Genomic DNA, 22,560 nt, shown 5'->3' on the forward strand with positions numbered 1-22,560 from the left:
GCGCTAGAATTCGCGGCTGGCAAGAAAGGAATGACTGCAATGACCCAACCCATCAGCGTCCCGGCAGAGGTCACGTTGCCCGAACTTACGTTCCGCGGCATCCTCCTGGGCGCAATCATCACCGTTATCTTCACGGCCTCCAACGTCTTCCTTGGACTGAAGGTGGGCCTGACGTTCTCATCGGCCATTCCGGCTGCGGTGATCTCGATGTCCGTCCTGCGCCTGTTCAAGGACGCAAACATCCTCGAAAACAATATGGTGCAGACCCAGGCCTCGGCGGCCGGGACCCTGTCGTCCATCATCTTCATCCTGCCGGCCCTGGTCATGATGGGGCACTGGCAAGGCTTCCCCTTCTGGCAGACGCTGGGCATCTGCGCGGCCGGCGGCATGTTGGGAGTGATGTTCACCATTCCGCTGCGCCACGTGATGGTGGTGCAGAGCGATCTGCCGTATCCGGAAGGCGTGGCCGCTGCTGAAATCCTGCGCGTGGGCAGCGCCGAGCGCGCGCAGGACGAGGCCGGGGACGACGGCCGGGCGCCGGCCAAGACCGAGACCGGCATGGGCGACATCGTGGCTGGCGGCCTGGTCGCCGCCGCGGTCAGTTTCGCGGCCAGCGGCCTGCGGGTGCTGGGTGACGGCATCAGTCGTTGGTTTGAAGTGGGCGGCGCGGTGTTCCGCCTGCCGATGGGCTTTTCACTGGCGCTCTTGGGCGCCGGCTACCTGATCGGCATCGTTGCGGGCCTGGCCATGCTGACCGGGTTGATCATTTCCTGGGGCATTGCCGTGCCCATCCTGAGCGCCATGGGCGATATGCCCGCAGGCCAGACCTTGGCGCAATACGCCACCGGGCTGTGGGCGTCCCAGGTGCGCTTCATCGGCGCCGGCGTGATCGGCGTGGGCGCCATCTGGACGCTGGCCACGCTGTTCATGCCGATGGCGCGCGGCGTCAAGGCATCGTTTGCCGCGTTGACCAAGGCGGGCGCCGCTCGCGCCGGGCAAGCGCGGCGCACGGAGCGCGACCTGTCGGCAGGCTGGATTTCGGCGGTGACGCTGGTGCTGGTGGCTGTTCTGGTGGTGACGTTCCAGGTCTTCCTGTCAGGCGCGCCGCTGTCGCCCGCCGGAATCTGGAAGCTGGTGGCCTATGCCGTGCTGTTCGCTTTCGTGTTTGGTTTCCTCGTGGCCGCGGCCTGCGGCTACATGGCGGGGCTGGTGGGATCTTCGACCAGCCCGATCTCCGGCGTGGGCATCGTCGCCATCGTGCTGGTGTCGCTGCTGATGCTGGCCCTGGGCGGCGAACTGCTGGGCGCGCAGAATGGCGTGCAGATGGCGATCGCCTTGTCGATCTTCAGCACCTCGGCGGTGGTGGCCGTGGCCTCCATTTCGAACGACAACCTGCAAGACTTGAAGACGGGTTGGCTGGTGGGCGCGACGCCGTGGCGCCAGCAGGTGGCCTTGCTGATCGGCTGCGTGGCCGGCGCGGCCGTGATTTCACCGGTGCTGGAACTGCTCTACAACGCTTATGGATTTGCCGACGCCATGCCGCGAGAAGGCATGGATCCGGCCCAGGCCCTTTCGGCGCCGCAAGCCACGCTGATGTTGGCGATCGCACGCGGCATCTTCACGCACCAGCTCAACTGGACCATGATCCTGATCGGCATGGCGGTCGGCGTGGGCCTGATCGTGGTGGACGAGATCATGAAGCGCACCTGCCGCGTGGCCCGTATTCCGGTGCTGGCGGTGGGTATCGGCATTTACCTGCCTCCGACCGTTGCCGCGCCCATCGTGGTCGGCGCGGTCCTGGCCTGGCTGCTGGAGGGGGCTTTGCGCCGCCGGGCGGCGGCGGCCGGCAAGCCCTACGAGCAATTTGCCGAGAGCGCCAATCGCCGAGGCGTGCTGATCGCCTCGGGACTGATCGTCGGCGAAAGCCTGGTCGGCGTGCTGATGGCCGGCATCATCGGCGCGTCCGGCACCGAGGCGCCGCTGGCGATCGCCGGCGAAGGCTTTGCGCAGACGGCGTCCTTCCTGGGCCTGGCCGTCTTCGTGGTGGTCGCAATCCTGTTCTGGCGCCGGGTAATGAAACTGGCGTGAGGCGCCAGGCCTGCCCTGCCGGGCGGCCGCGTCAGGCGGCGTCCAGCAGGTCGGCCAGTGTGCGTGCGATGACCTTGGTGGCGCGCCGCAAGTCTTCCAGCGCCACGCGCTCATCGTTGCGCTTGGCGTGAGATTCCAGCACGGTGCGCGGGCCAGCGCCGTAGATCACCCCGGGGATGCCCGCTTCGGCGTACAGGCGCACGTCGGTATAGAGCGGGGTACCCATGGCGGCGATAGGCTCGCCGAACACTTCCTCTCCATGTTTCTGGATGGCCCGCACCAGCGCTTGGTTGCCGGGCAGGGGGCGCATGGAATTCGCCAGCAGCAGGCGCTTGATGTCCACGCTGATGCCGGGCACCGATGCCGCGGATTCCTTAATGATGCGGCGGATGTCGGCTTCGACCTCTGCGGCGTTTTCTTCGGGAATCATGCGGCGGTCGAGCTTGAACACCACTTTGCCCGGCACTACGTTGGTATTGGTGCCGCCTTCGATGCGGCCGACGTTCAGGTAAGGGTGGCTGATTCCCGGCACGTCGGAGCGGATCTCCCGATAGCGCGCGTTCTGCGCATACAGCGCATTGAGGACCGTGACCGCGCCTTGCAAGGCGTCCACGCCGCTGCTGGGAATGGCGGCATGCGCCATCTTGCCGTGTACCGTCACTTCCATTTGCAGGCAGCCATTGTGCGCGGTGACGACCTCATAGCTGAAACCCGCGGCGATAAGCAGGTCGGGTTTGGTCAGCCCTTGCGACAGCAGCCAGCCGGGGCCGAGCAAGCCGCCGAACTCCTCGTCGTAGGTGAAATGCAGCTCAACCGCGCCTCGGGTGGGCCGGGCAACCGCCTCCAGCGCGCGCAACGCGAACGTGAAGCTTGCGAAATCGCTCTTGCTGACGGCGGCGGCGCGGCCGTACAGGTTGCCATTGTCGATTTCGCCGCCGTAGGGATCATGTTCCCAGCCCTCGCCGGGCGGCACGACGTCGCCATGCGCGTTGAGCGCCACGCGCAGCCCGCCCGCGCCGTACTCGCGGCGCACGATGAGGTTGGTGATCGATTGGAGTCCGTAATCCCGCACTTCCTGCGCAGGCACCGGATGGGCCTCGGCATCCAGGCCGAAACCTTGCAGCAGCTGAGCCGTGCGTTCCGCGTGCGGGGCGTTGTTGCCGGGAGGCGTGTCGGTGGGCACGCGCACCAGCTCCTGCAGGAAACGGACTTCTTCATCAAAGTGGGCGTCAACCCAGGCGTCGAGTCGGGTGTGGTCGGTCATGGTCGCTATCGGGTTTCTTGGGCAAGGTCATCGAGCAGGCGCAGCATTGCCAGCACGGCCAGCTGGATATCGTCGCTGGAGGTGGATTCGCGCGGGTTGTGGCTGATGCCGGAGTTCTGGCCGCGCACGAAAAGCATGGCCTGGGGCATGACCTCATGCAGCTTCATGGCGTCGTGGCCGGCGCCGCTGGGCATGCAGTGCACGGGCAGGCCCAGCGCATCCACGGCGCGTTCCCAGCGCTTTTGCCAGGCAGGATCGCTGGGCGCGGCGGCGGCGCGCATGGTTTCTTCCAGCGCGTAGTTCAGTCCGCGGCGCTGGCACACGGCTTCGAGCTCAGCGAGTACGTCGCGCGCCAGCGCATCGCGCTGGGCGTCGCTGGGCGCGCGCAGATCGAGGCTGAAACGGCATTCGCCCGGAACCACGTTGATCGAGCCGCCGGGCACTTCCAACATGCCCATCGTGCCCACGGAGTCGCCATCGCGGGCGGCGCGCCGCTCCACGTATAGCGCCAGTTCGGCGGTGGCGGTGGCGGCGTCGCGGCGGCGGTTCATGGGCGTGGTGCCGGCATGGCACGCGAGGCCGCTGATCCGGACCTGGTAGCGCACGCAGCCATTGATGGAAGTGACCACGGCCAGGGGCAGCCCCATCTCGTAGAGCACCGGCCCCTGCTCGATGTGGACTTCGACGAAGCCCAGGTAGCGGGAAGGATCGCGACGCAGTCCCGGGATGGCCTCGCTGCGCAGGCCCGCTTGCGCCATCGCGTCGCGCATGCTGATGCCGTCGGCGTCCTGCTGGTCCAGCCATTCCGGCTTGAAGTCGCCGATCAGCGCGCCCGAGCCGAGAAAAGTGGCGCGGTAACGCTGGCCTTCTTCTTCCGCGAAGCCGATGACTTCCAGGTGATAGGGCAGGCGCTTGCCCTGGCGGTGCAGTTCGCGCACGCAGGCCATCGGCACGAAGATACCCAAGCGGCCGTCATACCTGCCGGCGTTGCGCACCGTGTCGTAATGGCTGCCGGTCATTAGCGTGAGGGCGTCGGGGCGGTCGGCCAGATAGCGGCCGACCACGTTGCCCACGGCGTCGATGCCGACCTCGTCGAAACCGCAATCGCGCATCCACTGCGACAGCAGCTGGGCGCAGGCGCGGTGGGCTTCGGTGAGGTAGGTGACGGTCAACTGGCCCTTTTCGGCATAGCCCGGGTCGCTGTGGGCGGCCAGTTGCTCGCTCCAGTCCCAGATGTCATTGCCCATGGTGGGTTCGCCGCCAAACCGGTCGCGCAGGCGGATCTCGGCGATGCGATGCAGTTGCTGCATGGCCTCGTCGAATTCGAGATCGGGCGGGTTGTCCTTGCGGCGCATGAATTCGTCGATGACCTGCTGCCGCGTCATGCCCGCGCCACGCGGGCCGCGCACGGCGAGCACGAAGGGGAAGCCGAACCTGCTTTTGTAGGTGGTGTTCAGTTCCTGCAGGCGGGTCAGTTCGGTGGGCGAGCCTAGCGCCAGCCCGGCCAGGTCCTGTTCGCGCGCCGAGTCCGGATCCAGGGATGTGCCCGGCATCGTGCCGAGCTCGGGATGAGCGTGCAACAACGCCATGCGCGACGGCACGTCGGCTTGGCTGACGGCCTGGCGCAAGCGCTGTTCCAGGTCGGCCAGGGAACGGAAGGGCCGGGCGGCAAGCGCGCGCTCGGCGATCCAGGGCGCGTGCCCGTAGAGATTGTCGAGCATGGCTGCGGCGTCCGCGGGCGCCGCAGCATTGAGTTGGGCTAGGGTATGGGCCATGGCCGTCCTGTTCAGGCTTGAGGTGAGTAGGGGTGCGTGGCTTTCCAGTGGCGCGCAATATCGAGCCTGCGGCATATCCAGACGCGATCGTGGCTGGCGATATGGTCAAGAAAGCGCTGCAGCGCGGTGATGCGGCCGGGCCGTCCCAGCAAGCGGCAGTGCATGCCGATGCTCATCATCTTGGGCGCGTCCTCGCCTTCGGCGTAGAGCGCATCGAAGCTGTCCTTCAGGTACTGGAAGAAGGGGTCGGCGTGCGAATAGCCCTGCGGCAACGCGAAACGCATGTCGTTGCAATCCAGCGTGTAGGGCACGATGAGTTGCGGCACGACGCTGCCGTCCGTTTTTTGCACGCGCATCCAGAAAGGCAGGTCGTCGCCGTAATAGTCGCTGTCGTATTCGAAGCCGCCGTAGTCGGCAACCAGGCGCCGTGTGCGGGGGCTGTCGCGGCCGGTGTACCAGCCCAGCGGACGAGCGCCAGTCAACTGCGTGATCGCGTCCATGGCCAGGCGCATGTGCTCGCGTTCCGTGGCCTCGTCGATGTGCTGGTAGTGGATCCAGCGCCAGCCATGGCAGGCGATCTCGTGCCCCAGCTCGACGAATGCGGCGCTCAGTTCGGGATGGCGCTGCAAGGCCATGCCGACGCCGAATACCGTCAGCGGCAGGCCGCGCTTTTCAAACTCCCTCAGGATGCGCCAGACGCCCGCGCGCGAGCCGTACTCATAGATGCTCTCCATGCTGAGATGGCGCTCGGGATAGCTGGCGGGGTTGAACATCTCTGACAGGAACTGTTCGGATCCGGCGTCGCCATGCAGCACGCTGTTCTCGCCGCCTTCTTCGTAATTCAGCACGAACTGCACCGCGATGCGCGCCTGGCCCGGCCATTGCGCATGCGGCGGACGGCGGCCATAGCCGACCAGGTCGCGGGGATAGGGGAGCGTGGAATCGTAGGCGGTCATGAACAGGCGGGCGGAGTGGCCGGCGCGCGGCGGCCGGACGTGGGTTGGCGGACGACTTCCTGATGTGCTGCACCATAGCCGGAAATCTCAGTTTTGTATACAACTTATGTACATGATTTTTCGGGGAGGGCTGAGCCTTGCCCAGCGCTAACCTGGGCAAGGTGGCGCGACGCGTAAAGCCCAGCCGGCGGATTCCGCCGGCTGGGCTGCGTTTCCTGCATCCATCATGGGTGCTGACCGCCAGGGATGGCAAGCCCCGGGCCGCTGGGCGGGAACCTGCCATCAGCGCAGGTCGCCGCAAGGCCAGCCCACGGCGCCGTAGGCGCCTCTATCCGTTGCGGTAGAGAAAGCTGTAGGCGTTGATCGCCGGCACCCCTCCCAGGTGCGCATACAGCACTCGCGAGCCGGCGGGAATCTCGCCGCGGCGGACAATGTCCATCATGCCCTGCATGGATTTGCCCTCGTAGACCGGGTCGGTCATCATCCCTTCCAGCCTGGCGCAAAGGCGGATGGCCTCGTTGGTCTCGGCGGACGGCAAGCCATAGGCGGGATAGGCATAGCGGGTGTCCAGCACCACATCGCGCTCTTCGATGGCGCTGCCCAGCCCGACCATGTCGGCGGTGCGCCGCGCGATGCGCAGGATCTGCGCGCGAGTCTGTTCGGGCGTACCCGATGCGTCGATACCGATCACGCGGTCGGCGCGTCCGTCGGCCGCGAACCCCACCACCATGCCGGCTTGCGTGCTGCCGGTGACCGCGCACACGACGATATAGTCGAACTGGAACCCCAGCTCTGCCTCCTGGCGCCGAACCTCCTCGGCGAAGCCCACATAGCCCAGGCCTCCAAGTTCATGGTCCGACGCGCCTGCCGGAATCGCATAGGGCTTGCCGCCGCGTTTCCTGACGTCCTCCAGGGCTTCCTCCCAGCTGCGCCGAAAGCCGATGTCGAAACCCTGGTCCACCAGGCGCACGTCGGCGCCCATCAGGCGGCTCATCATGATGTTGCCCACCCGGTCATAGACGGCGTCCGAATAGTCCACCCAGTTTTCCTGCACCAGCACGCAGGCCAGCCCCAGCTTTGCGGCCACGGCGGCGACCATGCGTGTGTGGTTCGACTGGATGCCGCCGATGGTGACCAGCGTGTCGCAACCTTGTTCCAGCGCCTGCGGGATCAGGTATTCGAGCTTGCGCAGTTTGTTGCCGCCAAACGCCAAGCCGCTGTTGCAGTCTTCACGCTTGGCGTAGATCTCGACCTTGCCGCCCAGGTGCGCGGACAGGCGTTCGAGTTTTTCGATGGGGGTGTCGCCGAAAGTCAGACGATGGCGTGGAAATCGTTGCAGATCCATAGGGGGCTCTCCTGTGCCGGCCGGATGGCGCGGATGGAAAAATCATAGAAAGCCCACGGATTTATCGTCAATTGCGTATTTTTTTGATTTGAAAGTGAAATAGTTGAATAATTTTCTTTGATTCTATTTAATATTTTTCAATAAGATTAAAGAAAGAAATTTAATTTTCAGGGACATATCAAATGCCAGCGATTTCCGGCCTGGACCGCATCGATCGCCAGATCCTGCGCTTCTTGCAGCAGGACGCCCAGATCACGAACCTGGAACTGAGCACGCGCGTCCACCTGAGCCCGGCCGCCTGTCTGCGCCGCGTGGAAAAGCTCAGGGCCGAGGGCATCATCCGCAAGACTGTCGCGCTGCTCGAACCCGCCGAGGTGGATATGTCCACGCTCGTCATCGTGGGGGTGGTGCTGGACCGTTCCACGCCCGAATCCTTCACGGATTTCGAGGCCGCGGCGCGCGGCATCAGCGGTTGCCTCGAGTGCCATCTGGTCGCGGGTGAATTCGACTACTTCCTGATGCTGCGCATCCGGGACCTGGAGCGCTTCAACAAGCTGCACGCGGGCGAGATCATAAAGCTGCCCGGTGTCCGCCAGATTCGCACCTTTTTCGTCCTGAAAGAGATCATGTCGACGACCGAACTGCCGGTGTGAACGAGGCTAATGCGCAACACTGCCATTGCGGTGCTCGAAAATGATGCGTTGCGGCATTTTGGGATGGCGGAAATTGCTGGCGTGTAGACGGCGCAATGGAAGGGGTTGGCTGGACATTCCAATGCTGCATGACGGCATTCCGAATGCGCTTTTGCGTCACGCAAACGCAAGAAGACGGCTTTAAACTCAAAGGGCTATACTCTTGCACATACGGCTTTCAAGGCTTGTACGCGCCTTCTGCCCCTGCTATCCGCTTAACGGGAAGCCCGTGTCGCGGAAGGTTTTCCTGCATCGTAATCGAGTGAAGCACTCGTAAAGGTGAAGCGATTATGTCTTCGGAAATAGAATCCCTATCCACGTCTTACTTGTTTGGGGGAAACGCCCCCTACGTTGAGGAGCTTTACGAAGCCTACCTCGACAACCCCGGTTCGGTACCTGACAACTGGCGCGAATACTTCGACCAGCTGCAGCATGCTCCCGCTACCGACGGCCAGGAATCCACTCGCGACCAGGCCCACGCTCCCATCGTCGAATCGTTCGCCCAACGCGCCAAGGCCAATGCCTTCGTGCAACGCGCCGCCGAACCCGACCTGAGCGTGGCTTCCAAGCAAGTCTCGGTGCAATCGCTGATCGCCGCCTACCGCTCGCTGGGTTCGCGCTGGGCCGACCTGGATCCGCTCAAGCGCCAGGAACGTCCCCCGATCCCCGAACTCGATCCGGCCTTCTACGGCCTGACCGAAGCCGATCTGGACCAGACCTACTCGGCTACCAACACCTACTTCACGACCGCCAGCACGATGACGCTGCGCGACATCCTGAAGGCCTTGCGCGACACCTACTGCCGCAGCATCGGCGCCGAATTCACGCACATCTCCGACCCCGCCGCCAAGCGCTGGATCCAGGAACGCCTGGAAACCACCCTGGGCGCGCCCGCCTACTCGGCCGAAGAAAAGCGCCACATCCTGCAGCAACTGACCGAGTCCGAAGGCCTCGAGCGCTTCCTGCACACCAAGTACGTCGGCCAGAAGCGCTTCTCGCTGGAAGGCGGCGAAAGCTTCATCGCCTCGATGGATGAAGTGGTGAACCACGCCGGCGAAAACGGCGTCCAGGAAATCGTGGTCGGCATGGCCCACCGCGGCCGCCTGAACCTGCTCGTGAACATCATGGGCAAGATGCCCGGCGATCTGTTCGCCGAGTTCGAAGGCAAGCACGCCGAAGGCCTGACCGACGGCGACGTGAAGTACCACAACGGCTTCTCCAGCGACCTGTCCACCCGTGGCGGCCCGGTCCACCTGTCGCTCGCGTTCAACCCGTCCCACTTGGAAATCGTCAACCCCGTGGTCGAAGGCAGCGCGCGCGCTCGCCAGGAACGCCGCGGCGACACCGAAGGCAAGCAAGTGCTGCCGGTGCTGGTGCACGGTGACGCGGCCTTTGCCGGCCAAGGCGTGGTCATGGAAACCCTCAACCTGGCCCAGACCCGCGGCTACGGCACGGGCGGCACGCTGCATATCGTCATCAACAACCAGATCGGCTTTACCACGTCCGACCCGCGCGACTCGCGTTCGACGCTGTATTGCACCGACGTGGTCAAGATGATCGAAGCGCCGGTGTTCCACGTCAACGGCGACGATCCCGAAGCCGTCGTGTTCGTCACCAAGCTGGCTCTGGACTACCGCCTGCAATTCCGCCATGACGTGGTCGTAGACATCGTCTGCTTCCGCAAGCTGGGCCACAACGAGCAAGATACCCCGTCGCTGACGCAGCCCCTGATGTACAAGCGCATCGGCCACCACCCCGGCACGCGCAAGCTGTACGCCGACAAGCTGACCACGCAAGGCGTGCTGGCTGAAGGCGAAGCCGATCAGCTCGTGAAGGACTACCGCCAGCTGATGGAAGACGGCCAGCGCACCATCGAACCGGTGCTGACCGACTACAAGAGCAAGTACGCCATCGACTGGTCGCCGTTCCTGGGCGCCAAGTGGACCGACCAGGCCGACACCGCCGTGCCGCTGGCCGAACTCAAGCGCATTGGCGAACGCATCACCACCGTGCCGGAAGGCTTCACCGTGCACCCGCTGGTCGCCAAGCTGCTGAACGACCGCCGCACCATGGCCAAGGGCGAAATGAACCTGGACTGGGGCATGGGCGAGCACCTCGCCTTCGCGACCCTGGTGTCCTCGGGCTACGCCATCCGCATCACGGGCCAGGACTCGGGCCGTGGCACGTTCACGCACCGCCACGCCGTCCTGCACGACCAGAACCGCGAACGCTGGAACGACGGCACCTACATTCCGCTGCAGAACGTCTCGGAAGGCCAGGCTCCGTTCACCGTCATCGACTCCGTGCTGTCCGAAGAGGCTGTGCTGGGCTTTGAATACGGCTACTCCAGCGCGGAACCCAACACGCTGACCATCTGGGAAGGCCAGTTCGGCGACTTCGTCAACGGCGCCCAGGTCGTGATCGACCAGTTCATCAGCTCCGGCGAAGCCAAGTGGGGCCGCCAGTCGGGCCTGACCCTGATGCTGCCGCACGGCTACGAAGGCCAGGGTCCCGAGCACTCGTCGGGCCGCATCGAGCGTTTCCTGCAGCTGTGCGCCGACAACAACATGCAAGTGGTGCAGCCGACTTCGGCCTCGCAGATCTTCCACGTGCTGCGTCGCCAGATGATCCGGCCGTTCCGCAAGCCCCTGGTGCTGTTCACGCCCAAGTCGCTGCTGCGCAACAAGGATGCCGGCTCTCCGCTGACCGATCTGGCCGGCGGCAGCTTCCGTCCCGTGATCGGCGAAGTGGACGACACGATCGACGCCGCCAAGGTCAAGCGCGTGCTGGCTTGCTCGGGCAAGGTCTACTACGATCTGGTCAACGCCCGCCGCGAGCGTGGTGCCGACAATGTCGCCATCATCCGCGTCGAGCAGCTGTATCCCTTCGCGCACAAGTCGTTCGAAGCGGAGCTGCGCAAGTACCCGAAGGCAACCGAAGTGATCTGGGTTCAGGACGAACCGCAGAACCAGGGTGCCTGGTTCTACGTTCAGCATCATGTGTACGAAAACATGGTCGAAGGCCAGAAGCTGGGCTATGCCGGCCGCGCCGCGTCGGCATCGCCGGCCGTGGGCTACCTGGCCAAGCACCAGGAGCAGCAGAAGGCCCTGATCGAAACGGCTTTCGCGCCCAAGTTCAAGGTCATGTTGACGAAGTAACACTCGCTTGATGCACGCGCCGCGCGCGCAGGTTTCTGGAATTCCATTTCGGGGCTTGCCGCGCAGCGCGACCAGAACACAAACTTTACGGAACAAACAAAATGGCTATTACCGACGTCGTCGTCCCCCAACTCTCCGAATCCGTCTCCGAAGCGACGCTGCTGACCTGGAAGAAGCAGCCGGGCGCTGCCGTTGAAGCGGACGAAATCCTGATCGAAGTCGAAACCGACAAGGTCGTGCTGGAAGTGCCGGCTCCCGCCTCGGGCGTGCTGGCTGAAATCGTCAAGGGCGACGGCAGCACCGTCACCTCCGGCGAACTGCTGGCCCGTATCGACACCGCCGGCAAGGCTGCCGTTGCCGCCGCCGCGCCCGCCGCCGAAGCGCCCAAGGCCGCCGAGCAAGCCGCTGCCGCTCCGGCCGCCGCGCCTGCTTCGTCGGCTGCCGCCGGCGTGGCTTCGCCCGCCGCCGCCAAGATCCTGGCCGAGAAGGGCGTCGACGCCGCTTCCGTGGCCGGCACCGGCCGTGACGGCCGCGTGACCAAGGGCGACGCCCTGGCCGCCAGCGCGCCCGCCAAGGCCGCTCCCGCCAAGGCAGCCGCTCCGGTTGCTCCCCCGACGCTGTCGCTGGACGGCCGTCCGGAACAGCGCGTGCCGATGAGCCGCCTGCGTGCCCGTATCGCCGAGCGTCTGCTGCAATCGCAGCAGGAAAACGCGATCCTGACCACGTTCAACGAAGTGAACATGCAGGCCGTCATCGACCTGCGCAACAAGTACAAGGACAAGTTCGAGAAAGAGCACGGCATCAAGCTGGGCTTCATGTCGTTCTTCGTCAAGGCCGCCGTGGCCGCCCTGAAGAAGTTCCCGCTGATCAACGCCTCGATCGACGGCAAGGACATCATCTACCACGGTTACTTCGACATCGGTATCGCTGTCGGCAGCCCGCGCGGCCTGGTTGTGCCGATCCTGCGCAACGCCGACCAGCTGTCCATCGCCGACATCGAAAAGACCATTGCCGACTTTGGCCGCCGCGCGGCCGACGGCAAGCTGGGCATTGAAGAAATGACCGGCGGCACCTTCTCGATCTCCAACGGCGGCGTGTTCGGCTCGATGCTGTCGACCCCGATCATCAACCCGCCGCAATCGGCCATCCTGGGCGTGCACGCCACCAAGGATCGCCCCGTGGTGGAAAACGGCCAGATCGTCATCCGCCCGATGAACTACCTGGCCCTGTCCTACGACCACCGCATCATCGACGGCCGCGAAGCCGTGCTGGGCCTGGTCGCCATGAAGGACGCCCTGGAAGATCCGCAGCGCCTGTTGCTGGACCTGTAATCTCGACGCCCCGGCCCGGCGCCCAAGCGACCCAAGAGGTCCGCGGCGCCCCGGCCGGCTCTTCGCCGGCCAGCAGGGTGGGGCGTGTTCCACTCAATACCTCATCGCGAGAACACTATGTCCAAACAATTTGACGTCGTCGTCATCGGCGCGGGCCCCGGCGGCTATATCGCCGCGATCCGCGCTGCGCAGCTCGGCATGTCGGTGGCTTGCATCGACGCCTGGCAGAACGGCCAAGGCGGCCCGGCTCCTGGCGGCACCTGCACCAACGTCGGTTGCATCCCGTCCAAGGCGCTGCTGCAATCGTCCGAACACTACGAGCAAGCCAACCACCACTTCGCCGAGCACGGCATCGAAGTCAAGGGCGTCAGCCTGAAGCTCGACACGCTGATCGGCCGCAAGAACACGGTGGTCAAGCAGAACAACGACGGCATCCTGTACCTGTTCAAGAAGAACAAGGTTACGTTCTTCCATGGCAAGGGCGCGTTCGCCGGCCAGGTGGACGGCGGCTGGGCCATCAAGGTCACCGGCACCGCCGAGGAAGACCTGGTTGCCAAGCACGTGGTGGTCGCCACCGGCTCGTCGGCACGTGAACTGCCGGGCCTGCCGTTCGACGAAAAGGTCGTGTTGTCCAACGACGGCGCGCTGAACATCGGCGCCGTGCCCAAGACGCTGGGCGTGATCGGCGCTGGCGTGATCGGCCTGGAAATGGGCAGCGTGTGGCGCCGCCTGGGCTCCGAAGTCACCATCCTGGAAGCCATGCCGGAATTCCTGGCCGCCGCTGACCAGCAAGTGGCCAAGGAAGCCCTCAAGGCTTTCACCAAGCAAGGCCTGAACATCCAGATGGGCGTCAAGATCGGCGAGATCAAGGCGACCGCCAAGTCCGTCACCGTGCCCTACGTCGACGCCAAGGGCGCCGAGCAGAAGCTGGTGGTCGACAAGCTGATCGTCTCGATCGGCCGCGTGCCCTACACCGGCGGCCTGAACGCCGACGCCGTGGGCCTGAAGCTGGACGAGCGCGGCTTCGTTGCCGTGGACGGCGACTGCAAGACCAACCTGCCGAACGTGTGGGCAGTGGGTGACGTGGTGCGCGGCCCGATGCTGGCGCACAAGGCCGAGGAAGAAGGCGTGGCGGTTGCCGAGCGCATCGCCGGCCAGCATGGCCACGTCAACTTCGACACCGTGCCGTGGGTGATCTACACCTCGCCGGAAATCGCCTGGGTGGGCAAGACCGAGCAGCAGCTCAAGGCCGAAGGCCGCGAGTACAAGGCCGGCAGCTTCCCCTTCCTGGCCAACGGCCGCGCCCGCGCGCTGGGCGACACCACCGGCTTTGCCAAGGTGATCGCCGATGCCAAGACCGACGAGGTCCTGGGCGTGCACATCGTGGGCCCGATGGCCTCGGAGCTGATCTCGGAAGCCGTGACCATCATGGAATTCCGTGGCGCTGCCGAAGACATCGCCCGCATCTGCCACGCGCACCCGACGCTGTCGGAAGCCGTGAAGGAAGCCGCATTGGCCGTGGACAAGCGCGCATTGAACTTCTGATACGCGCATAGCCGATGCAAGACGGGGGCGGGTTTACGGATCCGCCCTTTTTTCATTCTGCTTTACCTGCTCCCACATGAACGTCCGCGAATACTACGAACACGCCTTGGCCGAGCGCGGCTACAAGCCCGACGAAGCCCAGAAAAAGGCGATCGACCGGCTGCAGCGCTATTACGACGAATGGGTCAAGTTCAAGTCGATGCGCTCGAATGCGCTGAAGAAACTGCTGAACCGTCCCGACGTGCCGCGCGGTGTGTATCTGTGGGGCGGCGTGGGCCGGGGCAAGAGCTTCCTCATGGATGCCTTCTACGCCACCGTGCCCGTGGTGCGCAAGACGCGCCTGCATTTTCACGAGTTCATGCGCGGGGTGCATCGCGAGCTCGAAGAAGTGAAGGGCATGCAAGACCCGCTGGACGAAGTGGCCAGACGCGTGGCCAAGCGCTACCGTCTGATCTGCTTCGACGAGTTCCATGTATCCGACGTGGCGGACGCGATGATCCTGCACCGCCTGTTGTTCAAGCTGTTCGAATACGGCACGTCCTTCGTGATGACGTCCAATTACGAACCGTCGACTCTATATACCGACGGGCTGCACCGTGATCGCGTGCTCCCCGCCATCGAGTTGATCCAGGCGCGGATGGATGTCATGAACGTGGACGCCGGCGTGGACTATCGCCGCCGCTCGCTGGAGCAGGTGCAGTGCTATCACACGCCCCTGGACGATCACGCGCGCCAGGCGCTGCAAGATGCCTTCAACAGTCTGGCCGATACTCCGCCGCAGGAGCCCGTGCTGCATATCGAGCACCGCGAAATCCGCGCGCTGGCGCTTGCCGGTTCGGTGGTGTGGTTCGATTTCGCCACGCTTTGCGGCGGTCCGCGTTCCCAGAACGACTACCTGGAACTGGCCAACCGCTTCCATGCCGTGATCCTGTCCGACGTGCCCCGCATGGGGCCGCGCCAGGCTTCCGAGGCGCGCCGTTTCACCTGGCTGATCGACGTGTTTTATGACCATCGCGTCAAGCTCATCATGTCCGCGGAATGCCAGCCCGAGGAAATCTACACGGAAGGCGCGCTGGCCAATGAATTTCATCGCACCGTCTCGCGCATTCTGGAGATGCAGTCGCGCGAATACCTGGAGTCGGAACGCCGCCTGACCGTGACGTTGTAGTCCCGCCGCATCCGCCCGCATTTTTCGGGCGGATCGCATTTGAAATTGGTAATACAAGTCATTATCAATTAAGATTTGGAGACCTCTGGTCAAGCACCGCCGTCTCCAACGTGTCCTCCCCCCTCCTGTCCGCATCGGCCGCGCGCGCCGATGCTCCCGCCGCGCCCGTCGATGGCCTGTACCGCGATCACCGTCCCTGGCTGTTCGGATGGCTGCGCCGCAAGCTGGGGTGCGAGCATCGCGCCGAAGACTTGGCGCAGGATGTGTTCCTGCGGGTGATCCAGGGCCGCAAGGCGGTGAGGGCCGGCGATGCCCGCGCGCTGTTGACGACCATTGCCAAAGGACTGGTGGTGGACCATCAGCGGCATGCGGCGCTGGAGCGCGCGTATCTCGCCTATCTGACCGCCATCCCCGAGGCCTATGCGCCATCTCCGGAAGAACAGGCCGAGCAACTGCAATCGCTGGCGCGGCTGGATCGATTGCTGGACGGGCTGCCCCCGAAAGCGCGTTCCGCCTTCCTGCTGTCGCAGCTGGACGGACTGACCTATCCCGAGATCGCGCAACGGCTCGACGTTTCCCTGAGTTCGGTGCAGCAGTACATGGTGCGCGCCATGACGGCTTGCTATGCGGCGTTCGATGACTAGCGCCGTCGATTCCGTGGCGGCCCAGGCGATTTCCTGGTGGGTGCGGCTGCAGTCCGGCATGGCAGGCGTGGCGGAGCGGCAATCCTGCGAGGCCTGGCTGGCGCAGGATCCCGCGCATCGCCTGGCCTGGGAGCGTTTGCAGCGAATCAGCCAGGATGCGCGCCGTGTGCCGACAGCCTTGGCGCATTCGGCGCTGTCCGCGCCCCGTTCGCATGGACGCCGCGCGGTGCTGTGTGGGCTGCTTGCCGTCGGCGGCACAGCCGTTACCGGCTGGGCGGGTTATCGCCACGCTCCGTGGCAGCGCCTGGCCGCCGACCTCAGCACCGACGTCGGCGAGCGGCTGGCGGTAGCCGTGGCTGATGGACTGCATATCACCCTGAACAGCGACACCGCGGTGCGCCTGCATTTGCAGGGCGACGCTCGCGGCATAGACCTGCTGCGGGGTGAAATGCTGGTACGCGCGGAAACGCGGCCCGCCATGGCGGCGTTGCGCGTGGACACGGGCCATGGCGAACTGCGTGTCGAACGGGCGCGCTTTGACCTGCGCCGCACCGCCGAAGGCGCGCGCGTGGGAGTGTATGAAGGCAGCGTCCTGTTGCTACGCGCTGGCGTCGCGACACATGCGGAGGCGGGCGAACGCCTGGAATTCTCGGAGCGGGGCGCGGTTGGCCGTTACGCGTCGGACCCCGACAGGCTGGCCTGGACCGACGGCCTGGTGGTGGCCAAGGACTGGCGCCTGGACGACTTTGCGCGACATCTGTCCCGGCAGCGCGTGGGCATGATCCGAGTGGACCTGGCGGTGGCCGGCCTCCGGCTGTCGGGCGTATTCCCGCTGGACGATGCCGAGCGCGCGCTCAGAGCCCTGGAACCCGCCTTGCCCATCCGCGTGACGCGGCATACCCGGTACTGGCTGCAGGTCGGTCCGCGCGAGGCGTGAGCGTTACAAAATTTTCTTGCCTGCGCATTGCAGGTTTTCGGATCCCGTACGGAAGGCACGGATAGATACCACCGTACAGGGAGATTTTTGTGTCCGCTTCATCTCACTCGCGCTTGCGCGCCCCCTTGTCCGCCGGCCGCATCGCCGTGCTGGCCGCCATGTGGGCGGGCGGGCTCGCCGCCGGCATGCCGCAGGCCTGGGCTCAGTCGGCGTCCGCCTCAGGATACGCGCAGCACAGCTACCAGATCGCTGCCGGCTCTTTGGCCGATGCCCTGACGCAATTCGCGCGCAGCGCCGGTGTCGTCCTGTCCTTCGACCCGGCATTGGTCCGCGGACGCCATTCCGATGGGTTGCAAGGCGCCTACTCGGTGGGCGCCGGCTTTGCCCGCATCCTGGCGGGCAGCGGCCTGCAGGCGCGCGCGCAATCGGGCAATACCTGGACGCTGGTGCAGGTGACGGCGCCTGCGGGCGATACGCCCACGCTGGCGCCAGTGACGGTGTCGGGCATGTCCGAGAGCGCCATAGCGACGGCCGGCTATGTGGCGACAGTGAGCGCCAGCGCCACCAAGACCGACACCCCATTGATCGAAACGCCGCAATCGATCTCCGTGGTCACGCGCGAGCAGATGACGGAGCAGGGCGCGCAGACCCTTAACCAGGTGCTGCGCTATACCGCGGGCGTCGCCACGGAGTCGCGCGGCGCCACCGCTACGCGTCTGGACCAGTTCAGCGTGCGCGGCTTCTCGGCGTCGACCTACCTGGACGGCCTGCGGGTCTTCGGCGGGCGGGACGCCTTGCCGCAGGTGGACGCCTATCGCCTGGAGCGCGTGGACGTGCTGAAGGGGCCTGCCTCGGTCATGTACGGCCAAGGCGGTCCGGGTGGTGTGGTCAACCAGGTCAGCAAGCGCCCGCTGGAAGAGACGCTGCGGGAAGTCGAGGTGCAGGTGGGCAACTATGACTACCGCCGCGCCAACTTCGATTTTGGTGGCCCCGTGGATGACGAGGGCAAGTTCCTGTATCGCCTGGTCGGTTCGGGGTACATGTCCGACGGCCAGGTGAAAGACACCAAGGAGCGCCGCTACTTTGTATCGCCGGCCTTTACCTGGAAGCCCAGCGGCGACACGACGCTGACCGTGTTGACGAACTTCCAGCATGATCCCGACATGGGGTCCTATGGCAGCGTGTCGTCCATGCGCACGCTGCTTTCCGCGCCCGATGGCATCCGCCTGCCGGCGGACTATTACGACGGCGACGCCAACTTCGAGAAGAGCGACCGCAAGAGCTATTCGCTGGGCTATGTGCTGGACCACCGCTTCAACGATACCTTCAAGGCCTCGCAGAGCCTGCGCTGGACGCGTTCGGAAGCGAAGTACCGCAGCGTCTATGGCGCGATGACGAACAACTACGGCTACACCGACAATACCTACCGCTACCAGCAGCGCGCGTCGATCGCGACCGATGTGGACGTGGGTGCACTGACCCTGGACAACAATCTGCAGGCGCGCTTTAACACCGGCCGGTTCGCCCACACTGCGCTGCTGGGCTTTGACTACCAGCACGTCAAGACAGACACGCTGTCCGGCTTCGGAACCGCACCCGCTCTGGACGTGTTGAATCCCGACAATCATCAGAACATTCCGACGCCGGCCTTCTCGTCGGACGCGACGTCCAAGCAGTATCAGACCGGGTTGTACTTCCAGGATCAGATCAAGATCGACCGCCTTTCGGTATTGCTGGGCGGCCGCTACGACTGGTCGCGCACGGTGGGCGAGACCACTGCGCTTGCCACCGGGCGCGTCACGCCGTCTTCACTGGACGCGGAGAAATTCTCTGGCCGCCTGGGCGTGATCTACAACTTCGACAATGGCGTGGCGCCGTACTTCAGCTATTCGGAATCGTTCGAGCCGCAGTCCGGAACCGGCTGGCAGAACAAGCCGTTCAAGCCCATCGAAGGCAATCAGTACGAGGTCGGCATCAAGTATCAACCGCCGGGCAGCGCTACGCTGCTGTCGGTCGCGGCATTCGACATCCGCCGCGAGAACATGACGACCACCGATCCGGATCCGACGCACATCTGCGGCACGGCCGGCGGGCGCTGCTCCATCCAGGCTGGCGAACTGCGCACGCAGGGCATCGAACTCGAAGCCAAGACCGAGCCCATGCGCGGGTTGACGCTGGTTGCGGCGTATTCGTTGATGGACAACGAGTATTCCAAAGCCTATCCCAACACCGCGGGCCTGAACCTGAAAGGCAAGACGCCCGTGGGCGTGCCTTCGCAACAGGCTTCCGCCTGGGCCCGTTACCAGCTGCAGGACGGTCCCTTGGCGGGCATGGGCGTGGGAGGCGGTGTGCGTTACATCGGCTCGTCGTACGCGAACGAAACCAACACCCTGAAGGTGCCGTCGGTCACGCTGTTCGACTTGATGCTGGACTACGACCTGGGCCGCGCTTCGCCCTCGCTCAAGGGCATGCAGGTGGCGTTGAACGTGCAGAACCTGTTCGACAAGGAATACATCGCGTCGTGCTCGGGCGATTCCTGGTGCTGGTATGGCTATCAACGCTCGATCAAGGCGAGCTTGCGCTATCGCTGGTAAGACCTAGCGCTATTTCGAAGTGAGAATGGTTATAATTTAAAACCTCCGAATCGGGCCCTGGCCGCGGGGCGGGCTCCGATCCGGTCCTCTAAAGGAAATCAACAATGACATTCGCAAGAACCTTGGCCGCTCTTGCCCTTCTGGGTACGGCGGGCGCCGCGCAGGCGCATTTCGTTTGGCTGGAACGCAGCGCCGAGGGACCGGCCAAGGCGTATTTCGGGGAGTGGGCGGATGATCTGCGCGAAAAGCGCGACGGTCTGCTCGGCAAGATCATGGTCGCGCCGGTCGTCACCGGCGCCGACGGCAAGGCGCTGAAGGCATCGGGCGAGGGCGCGGATTTCCTCGAATTCGCGGCGGCGGGCAAAGGCGACGTGCGCCTGCGCCAGCCCTATCAGTTCAAGGACACGCTGGTGCAATACGGCGCCAAGGCTGGCCGCGCGGACACCGAGGGCAAGCTGGACCTGGAACTGGTGCCGGTCTCGGCCGGTGGCAACGCCTTCGTCCTGCAGTTCAAGGGCAAGCCGCTGGCGAAAACGGAAGTCACCGTGTTCGGCCCGCCCAAGTGGGAGAAGCGCTTCCACAGCGATGAGAACGGCCGCATCGAAATCACCACGCCGTGGCCCGGCCAGTACGTCCTGGAAGCCGCCCACGTCGAAGACAAGGCGGGTGAGGCCGATGGCAAGGCCTACGCCAAGATCCGTTACGTTTCCACCCTGACCTTCAACGTATCCCAGTGAAAGCTCCCGCAGCCGGCGCAGGCATGATGCGCTACCGTCTGGCCGTCTTTTCCAGGGCGACCGCCGCCATCCTGGGCGGCTATGTCTTGGCGTCGGCCGCCGCCGCCTGCCTCGCGATCTGGCTGCCCTTGCGGCGGCCGGACGCCGTGGTCACGGCACAGATGCTGTCCTTCGTGTTCTACGCCTGCGGCGTGATCTGGGTCTTTGCCACCCGCAACGCCTGGCGCGCCTGGGCGGGCGTGCTGCTGCCCTCCGCGTTGCTGGGCGGCCTGTTCGCGATCGGCCGCGCTATGGGGGCGGCATGAAGGCGAAAGGGGAAAAGGCGCAAGGCGAAGAAGGCCTGCGCCAATCCATGTCCTGGCTGCATACGTGGTCGGGACTGATCTTCGGCTGGGTGCTGTTCGCGATGTTCCTGACCGGCACGCTGGCGTTCTTCCGACCCGAAATCACAAGCTGGATGCAGCCCGAGATCCAGACTCGGCCGGCGTCCGCGGCGCAATCCGTGGCCGCCGCACAGCGCTACCTGAGCGAGCATGCCTCCGATGCCACGCGCTGGTTCATTACGCCACCGTCCGACCGCGAACCGCTCATTCAATTGCTTTATCAGTCGCCCAAGCCCAAGCCGGGCGAGCGCGGCTTTGTGCGCGTGAAACTGGACCCGGCCACCGGCGAGGCCGTGACCGCGCGCCAGACGCGCGGCGGCGACTTTTTCTACCGTTTCCATTTCGAACTTGAAACCGCGTTTCCGTGGGGGCGCTGGCTGGCCAGCATCGCGGGCATGTTCATGCTGGTGGCCATCATCAGCGGCATCATTACCCATAAGAAGATCTTCACGGACTTCTTCACTTTCCGGCCCAGGAAGGGCGGGCAGCGCGCCTGGATGGACGGCCACAATGCCTTGTCGGTGCTGGGGCTGCCGTTTCACCTGATGATTACCTTCAGCGGGTTGGTGCTGTTCATGGCCATGCTGATGCCGGCCGGCATCCTGGCCGTCTACGAGAATCCGCGCCAGTATTCCGACGACGTTTTCAAAGCCTTCAAGATCGCGCCCGCGCGCAACGAGCCCGCGCCGCTGGTTCCATTGGCGCCACTGGTGGCGCAGGCGCAGGAGCACTGGCAAGGCCGCGTGGGCCGCGTCACCGTCAATCATCCCGGCGACGCCGGCGCCACCGTGACCCTGGTGCGCGATGCGGCCGATGGCGTCTCCTATGGCCGCCTGGCGCCGTACATGCGCTTTGACGGGGTGACCGGCGCGCTGCAGGAAGGCGAGGACGAACTGAGCGCCACCGTGCGCACTGCGGGCGTGATAACCGGCCTGCATCTGGGCCTGTTTGCCGAACCGTTGCTGCGCTGGCTCTATTTCCTGGTCAGCCTGGCGGGCACGGGCATGGTAGGAACGGGCCTGGTCCTGTGGATCGCCAAGCGGCGCCAGAAGGCGCGGCCAGGCGCCCGCGAAGCGTTTTCGCTGCGCCTGGTGGACGCGCTCAATGCCGGAACCGTGGCGGGGCTGTTCATCTCTGTGGCCGCTTTCTTTTGGGCCAACCGCCTGCTGCCCGCCGACATGCCGGGCAGGCAGCTCTGGGAAACGCGCGCATTCTTTGCCGTCTGGGGCCTGTCGCTGGTTTATGCGTTCCTGTTTCAGCACCGCAAGTGGCGCGACTTGCTGGCTGCCGCGGCGGCCACGCTCGCGCTGGTGCCCGTGGTCAATGCCTTGACGACCTCGCGTCACCTGGGCGTGTCGCTGCCCGCGGGCGATTGGGTCATGGCGGGCTTTGATCTGACCTGCCTGGCCGGGGCGCTGCTGCTGGCCTGGATGGCCCGCAAGGCTGCGCGCGCAGCCAAGGCGCCCGCCAAGGGGCGCCCCGCAGCCAGGCCCGTGGCCAAACCTGCCGTCCAACAGGCAGTTCAATCCGTGGCCCAGTCCGACATGGGGCCGCGACAGGGCGCCTACGAACCAAGAGGGGATACGCCATGACGCTTGCCGCCTTCTGCCTGGCCTATGCCGGCTTCTCGGCGCTGTGCCTGGGAATGGACCGTCACTATGAAGACCTGTTCGACCGGGCCTTGCCGCGCCGCCACCGGCTGCCATTGCGCCTGTTCGGCTGGATCGCTCTGGCCTTGTCCCTATGCGCCTCGGCGGCGGTCTGGGGATGGAGCTACGGCACCGTCGAGTGGATTGGCATTCTCAGCATCGCCGGGCTGCTGCTGATCTGGTTCCTGACGTTCCGGCCGCGCGCTGCGCTGACCGCCGGTGGCTTGTGTGCCCTGGCGGCTCCCGTCCTGGCGGTCCTGTAGGCGCGCGTCCGGCACGTTACACTGGACGTTT

The 22,560-nt window shown here is 65.1% G+C and carries 17 protein-coding genes; 13 read left to right on the forward strand and 4 right to left on the reverse strand.

Annotated features, from left to right (window positions below):
• The first annotated feature begins 39 nt into the window (after window positions 1-39).
• Window positions 40-2,088, forward strand: coding sequence for an OPT family oligopeptide transporter (locus tag VCS63_RS10355; protein ID WP_063961442.1), 2,049 nt, complete (start codon window positions 40-42; stop codon window positions 2,086-2,088).
• A gap of 31 nt (window positions 2,089-2,119) precedes the next feature.
• Here the strand turns inward: VCS63_RS10355 and VCS63_RS10360 are convergent, their stop codons facing one another.
• From VCS63_RS10360 to VCS63_RS10375, 4 genes are all read right to left on the reverse strand, one after another.
• Complete coding sequence (locus VCS63_RS10360; RefSeq protein ID WP_323879621.1) at window positions 2,120-3,352, reverse strand: M20 family metallopeptidase; 1,233 nt, start codon at window positions 3,350-3,352, stop codon at window positions 2,120-2,122.
• A 5-nt stretch (window positions 3,353-3,357) separates the two neighbouring features.
• Window positions 3,358-5,127: a 2-oxo-4-hydroxy-4-carboxy-5-ureidoimidazoline decarboxylase gene (gene uraD, locus VCS63_RS10365; RefSeq protein WP_323879624.1), complete on the reverse strand. Its 1,770-nt coding sequence runs from the start codon at window positions 5,125-5,127 to the stop codon at window positions 3,358-3,360.
• An 11-nt stretch (window positions 5,128-5,138) separates the two neighbouring features.
• A complete protein-coding gene (puuE, locus tag VCS63_RS10370; protein ID WP_042792459.1) occupies window positions 5,139-6,083 on the reverse strand; it encodes an allantoinase PuuE in 945 nt (314 codons plus the stop codon).
• 328 nt (window positions 6,084-6,411) lie between these two features.
• Entirely contained in the window at window positions 6,412-7,428 is a 1,017-nt protein-coding gene (locus VCS63_RS10375) for a 1-aminocyclopropane-1-carboxylate deaminase (protein ID WP_149065015.1), read from the reverse strand.
• Between the two features lie 182 nt (window positions 7,429-7,610).
• Between VCS63_RS10375 and VCS63_RS10380 the strand changes: the two genes are divergently transcribed.
• The 12 genes from VCS63_RS10380 to VCS63_RS10435 all read left to right on the forward strand — a co-directional run bounded on the left by VCS63_RS10380 (window position 7,611) and on the right by VCS63_RS10435 (window position 22,529).
• Window positions 7,611-8,081 carry an Lrp/AsnC family transcriptional regulator gene (locus VCS63_RS10380; protein WP_042792461.1) on the forward strand — a complete coding sequence of 157 codons (471 nt, stop codon included), beginning with the start codon at window positions 7,611-7,613 and terminating at the stop codon, window positions 8,079-8,081.
• Window positions 8,082-8,410: 329 nt separating this feature from the next.
• Window positions 8,411-11,278 carry a 2-oxoglutarate dehydrogenase E1 component gene (locus tag VCS63_RS10385; RefSeq protein WP_063641879.1) on the forward strand — a complete coding sequence of 956 codons (2,868 nt, stop codon included), beginning with the start codon at window positions 8,411-8,413 and terminating at the stop codon, window positions 11,276-11,278.
• A gap of 101 nt (window positions 11,279-11,379) precedes the next feature.
• Complete coding sequence (gene odhB, locus VCS63_RS10390; RefSeq protein WP_042792463.1) at window positions 11,380-12,609, forward strand: 2-oxoglutarate dehydrogenase complex dihydrolipoyllysine-residue succinyltransferase; 1,230 nt, start codon at window positions 11,380-11,382, stop codon at window positions 12,607-12,609.
• A gap of 117 nt (window positions 12,610-12,726) precedes the next feature.
• Window positions 12,727-14,154 (forward strand): dihydrolipoyl dehydrogenase, encoded by a 1,428-nt coding sequence (lpdA, locus tag VCS63_RS10395; protein ID WP_042792464.1) that lies wholly within the window; start codon window positions 12,727-12,729, stop codon window positions 14,152-14,154.
• 76 nt (window positions 14,155-14,230) lie between these two features.
• Complete coding sequence (gene zapE, locus VCS63_RS10400) at window positions 14,231-15,322, forward strand: cell division protein ZapE (RefSeq protein ID WP_042792465.1); 1,092 nt, start codon at window positions 14,231-14,233, stop codon at window positions 15,320-15,322.
• Window positions 15,323-15,432: 110 nt separating this feature from the next.
• Window positions 15,433-15,966, forward strand: coding sequence for a sigma-70 family RNA polymerase sigma factor (locus tag VCS63_RS10405; protein ID WP_082884689.1), 534 nt, complete (start codon window positions 15,433-15,435; stop codon window positions 15,964-15,966).
• On the forward strand, window positions 15,959-16,903 hold the full coding sequence (locus VCS63_RS10410; RefSeq protein WP_323879631.1) for a FecR domain-containing protein: 945 nt from the start codon (window positions 15,959-15,961) through the stop codon (window positions 16,901-16,903). Before VCS63_RS10405 ends, VCS63_RS10410 begins: the two co-directional genes overlap by 8 nt.
• Before the next feature lie 158 nt (window positions 16,904-17,061).
• Window positions 17,062-19,497, forward strand: a complete 2,436-nt coding sequence (locus VCS63_RS10415) for a TonB-dependent siderophore receptor (protein ID WP_323879898.1) — start codon at window positions 17,062-17,064, stop codon at window positions 19,495-19,497.
• A gap of 104 nt (window positions 19,498-19,601) precedes the next feature.
• A complete protein-coding gene (locus VCS63_RS10420; RefSeq protein ID WP_076815757.1) occupies window positions 19,602-20,234 on the forward strand; it encodes a DUF4198 domain-containing protein in 633 nt (210 codons plus the stop codon).
• A 23-nt stretch (window positions 20,235-20,257) separates the two neighbouring features.
• Window positions 20,258-20,539 carry a DUF3649 domain-containing protein gene (locus tag VCS63_RS10425; RefSeq protein WP_042792470.1) on the forward strand — a complete coding sequence of 94 codons (282 nt, stop codon included), beginning with the start codon at window positions 20,258-20,260 and terminating at the stop codon, window positions 20,537-20,539.
• On the forward strand, window positions 20,536-22,209 hold the full coding sequence (locus tag VCS63_RS10430) for a PepSY-associated TM helix domain-containing protein (RefSeq protein WP_253637624.1): 1,674 nt from the start codon (window positions 20,536-20,538) through the stop codon (window positions 22,207-22,209). The genes VCS63_RS10425 and VCS63_RS10430 overlap by 4 nt, the downstream gene beginning before the upstream one ends.
• Window positions 22,206-22,529: a DUF3325 domain-containing protein gene (locus tag VCS63_RS10435; protein WP_042792472.1), complete on the forward strand. Its 324-nt coding sequence runs from the start codon at window positions 22,206-22,208 to the stop codon at window positions 22,527-22,529. Before VCS63_RS10430 ends, VCS63_RS10435 begins: the two co-directional genes overlap by 4 nt.
• Window positions 22,530-22,560: the final 31 nt, after the last annotated feature.

Origin of the sequence: Achromobacter sp. D10 (genome assembly GCF_035282245.1) — a bacterium.
Lineage (GTDB): Bacteria > Pseudomonadota > Gammaproteobacteria > Burkholderiales > Burkholderiaceae_B > Achromobacter > Achromobacter insolitus.

What these genes read in the sequence shown, in the direction of transcription:
- VCS63_RS10355 (WP_063961442.1), top strand. Translation starts at nt 40, where the DNA reads ATGACCCAACCCATCAGCGTCCCGGCAGAGGTCACGTTGCCCGAACTT.
- VCS63_RS10360 (WP_323879621.1), bottom strand. Translation starts at nt 3,352, where the DNA reads ATGACCGACCACACCCGACTCGACGCCTGGGTTGACGCCCACTTTGAT.
- uraD (WP_323879624.1), bottom strand. Translation starts at nt 5,127, where the DNA reads ATGGCCCATACCCTAGCCCAACTCAATGCTGCGGCGCCCGCGGACGCC.
- puuE (WP_042792459.1), bottom strand. Translation starts at nt 6,083, where the DNA reads ATGACCGCCTACGATTCCACGCTCCCCTATCCCCGCGACCTGGTCGGC.
- VCS63_RS10375 (WP_149065015.1), bottom strand. Translation starts at nt 7,428, where the DNA reads ATGGATCTGCAACGATTTCCACGCCATCGTCTGACTTTCGGCGACACC.
- VCS63_RS10380 (WP_042792461.1), top strand. Translation starts at nt 7,611, where the DNA reads ATGCCAGCGATTTCCGGCCTGGACCGCATCGATCGCCAGATCCTGCGC.
- VCS63_RS10385 (WP_063641879.1), top strand. Translation starts at nt 8,411, where the DNA reads ATGTCTTCGGAAATAGAATCCCTATCCACGTCTTACTTGTTTGGGGGA.
- odhB (WP_042792463.1), top strand. Translation starts at nt 11,380, where the DNA reads ATGGCTATTACCGACGTCGTCGTCCCCCAACTCTCCGAATCCGTCTCC.
- lpdA (WP_042792464.1), top strand. Translation starts at nt 12,727, where the DNA reads ATGTCCAAACAATTTGACGTCGTCGTCATCGGCGCGGGCCCCGGCGGC.
- zapE (WP_042792465.1), top strand. Translation starts at nt 14,231, where the DNA reads ATGAACGTCCGCGAATACTACGAACACGCCTTGGCCGAGCGCGGCTAC.
- VCS63_RS10410 (WP_323879631.1), top strand. Translation starts at nt 15,959, where the DNA reads ATGACTAGCGCCGTCGATTCCGTGGCGGCCCAGGCGATTTCCTGGTGG.
- VCS63_RS10415 (WP_323879898.1), top strand. Translation starts at nt 17,062, where the DNA reads ATGTGGGCGGGCGGGCTCGCCGCCGGCATGCCGCAGGCCTGGGCTCAG.
- VCS63_RS10420 (WP_076815757.1), top strand. Translation starts at nt 19,602, where the DNA reads ATGACATTCGCAAGAACCTTGGCCGCTCTTGCCCTTCTGGGTACGGCG.
- VCS63_RS10425 (WP_042792470.1), top strand. Translation starts at nt 20,258, where the DNA reads ATGATGCGCTACCGTCTGGCCGTCTTTTCCAGGGCGACCGCCGCCATC.
- VCS63_RS10430 (WP_253637624.1), top strand. Translation starts at nt 20,536, where the DNA reads ATGAAGGCGAAAGGGGAAAAGGCGCAAGGCGAAGAAGGCCTGCGCCAA.
- VCS63_RS10435 (WP_042792472.1), top strand. Translation starts at nt 22,206, where the DNA reads ATGACGCTTGCCGCCTTCTGCCTGGCCTATGCCGGCTTCTCGGCGCTG.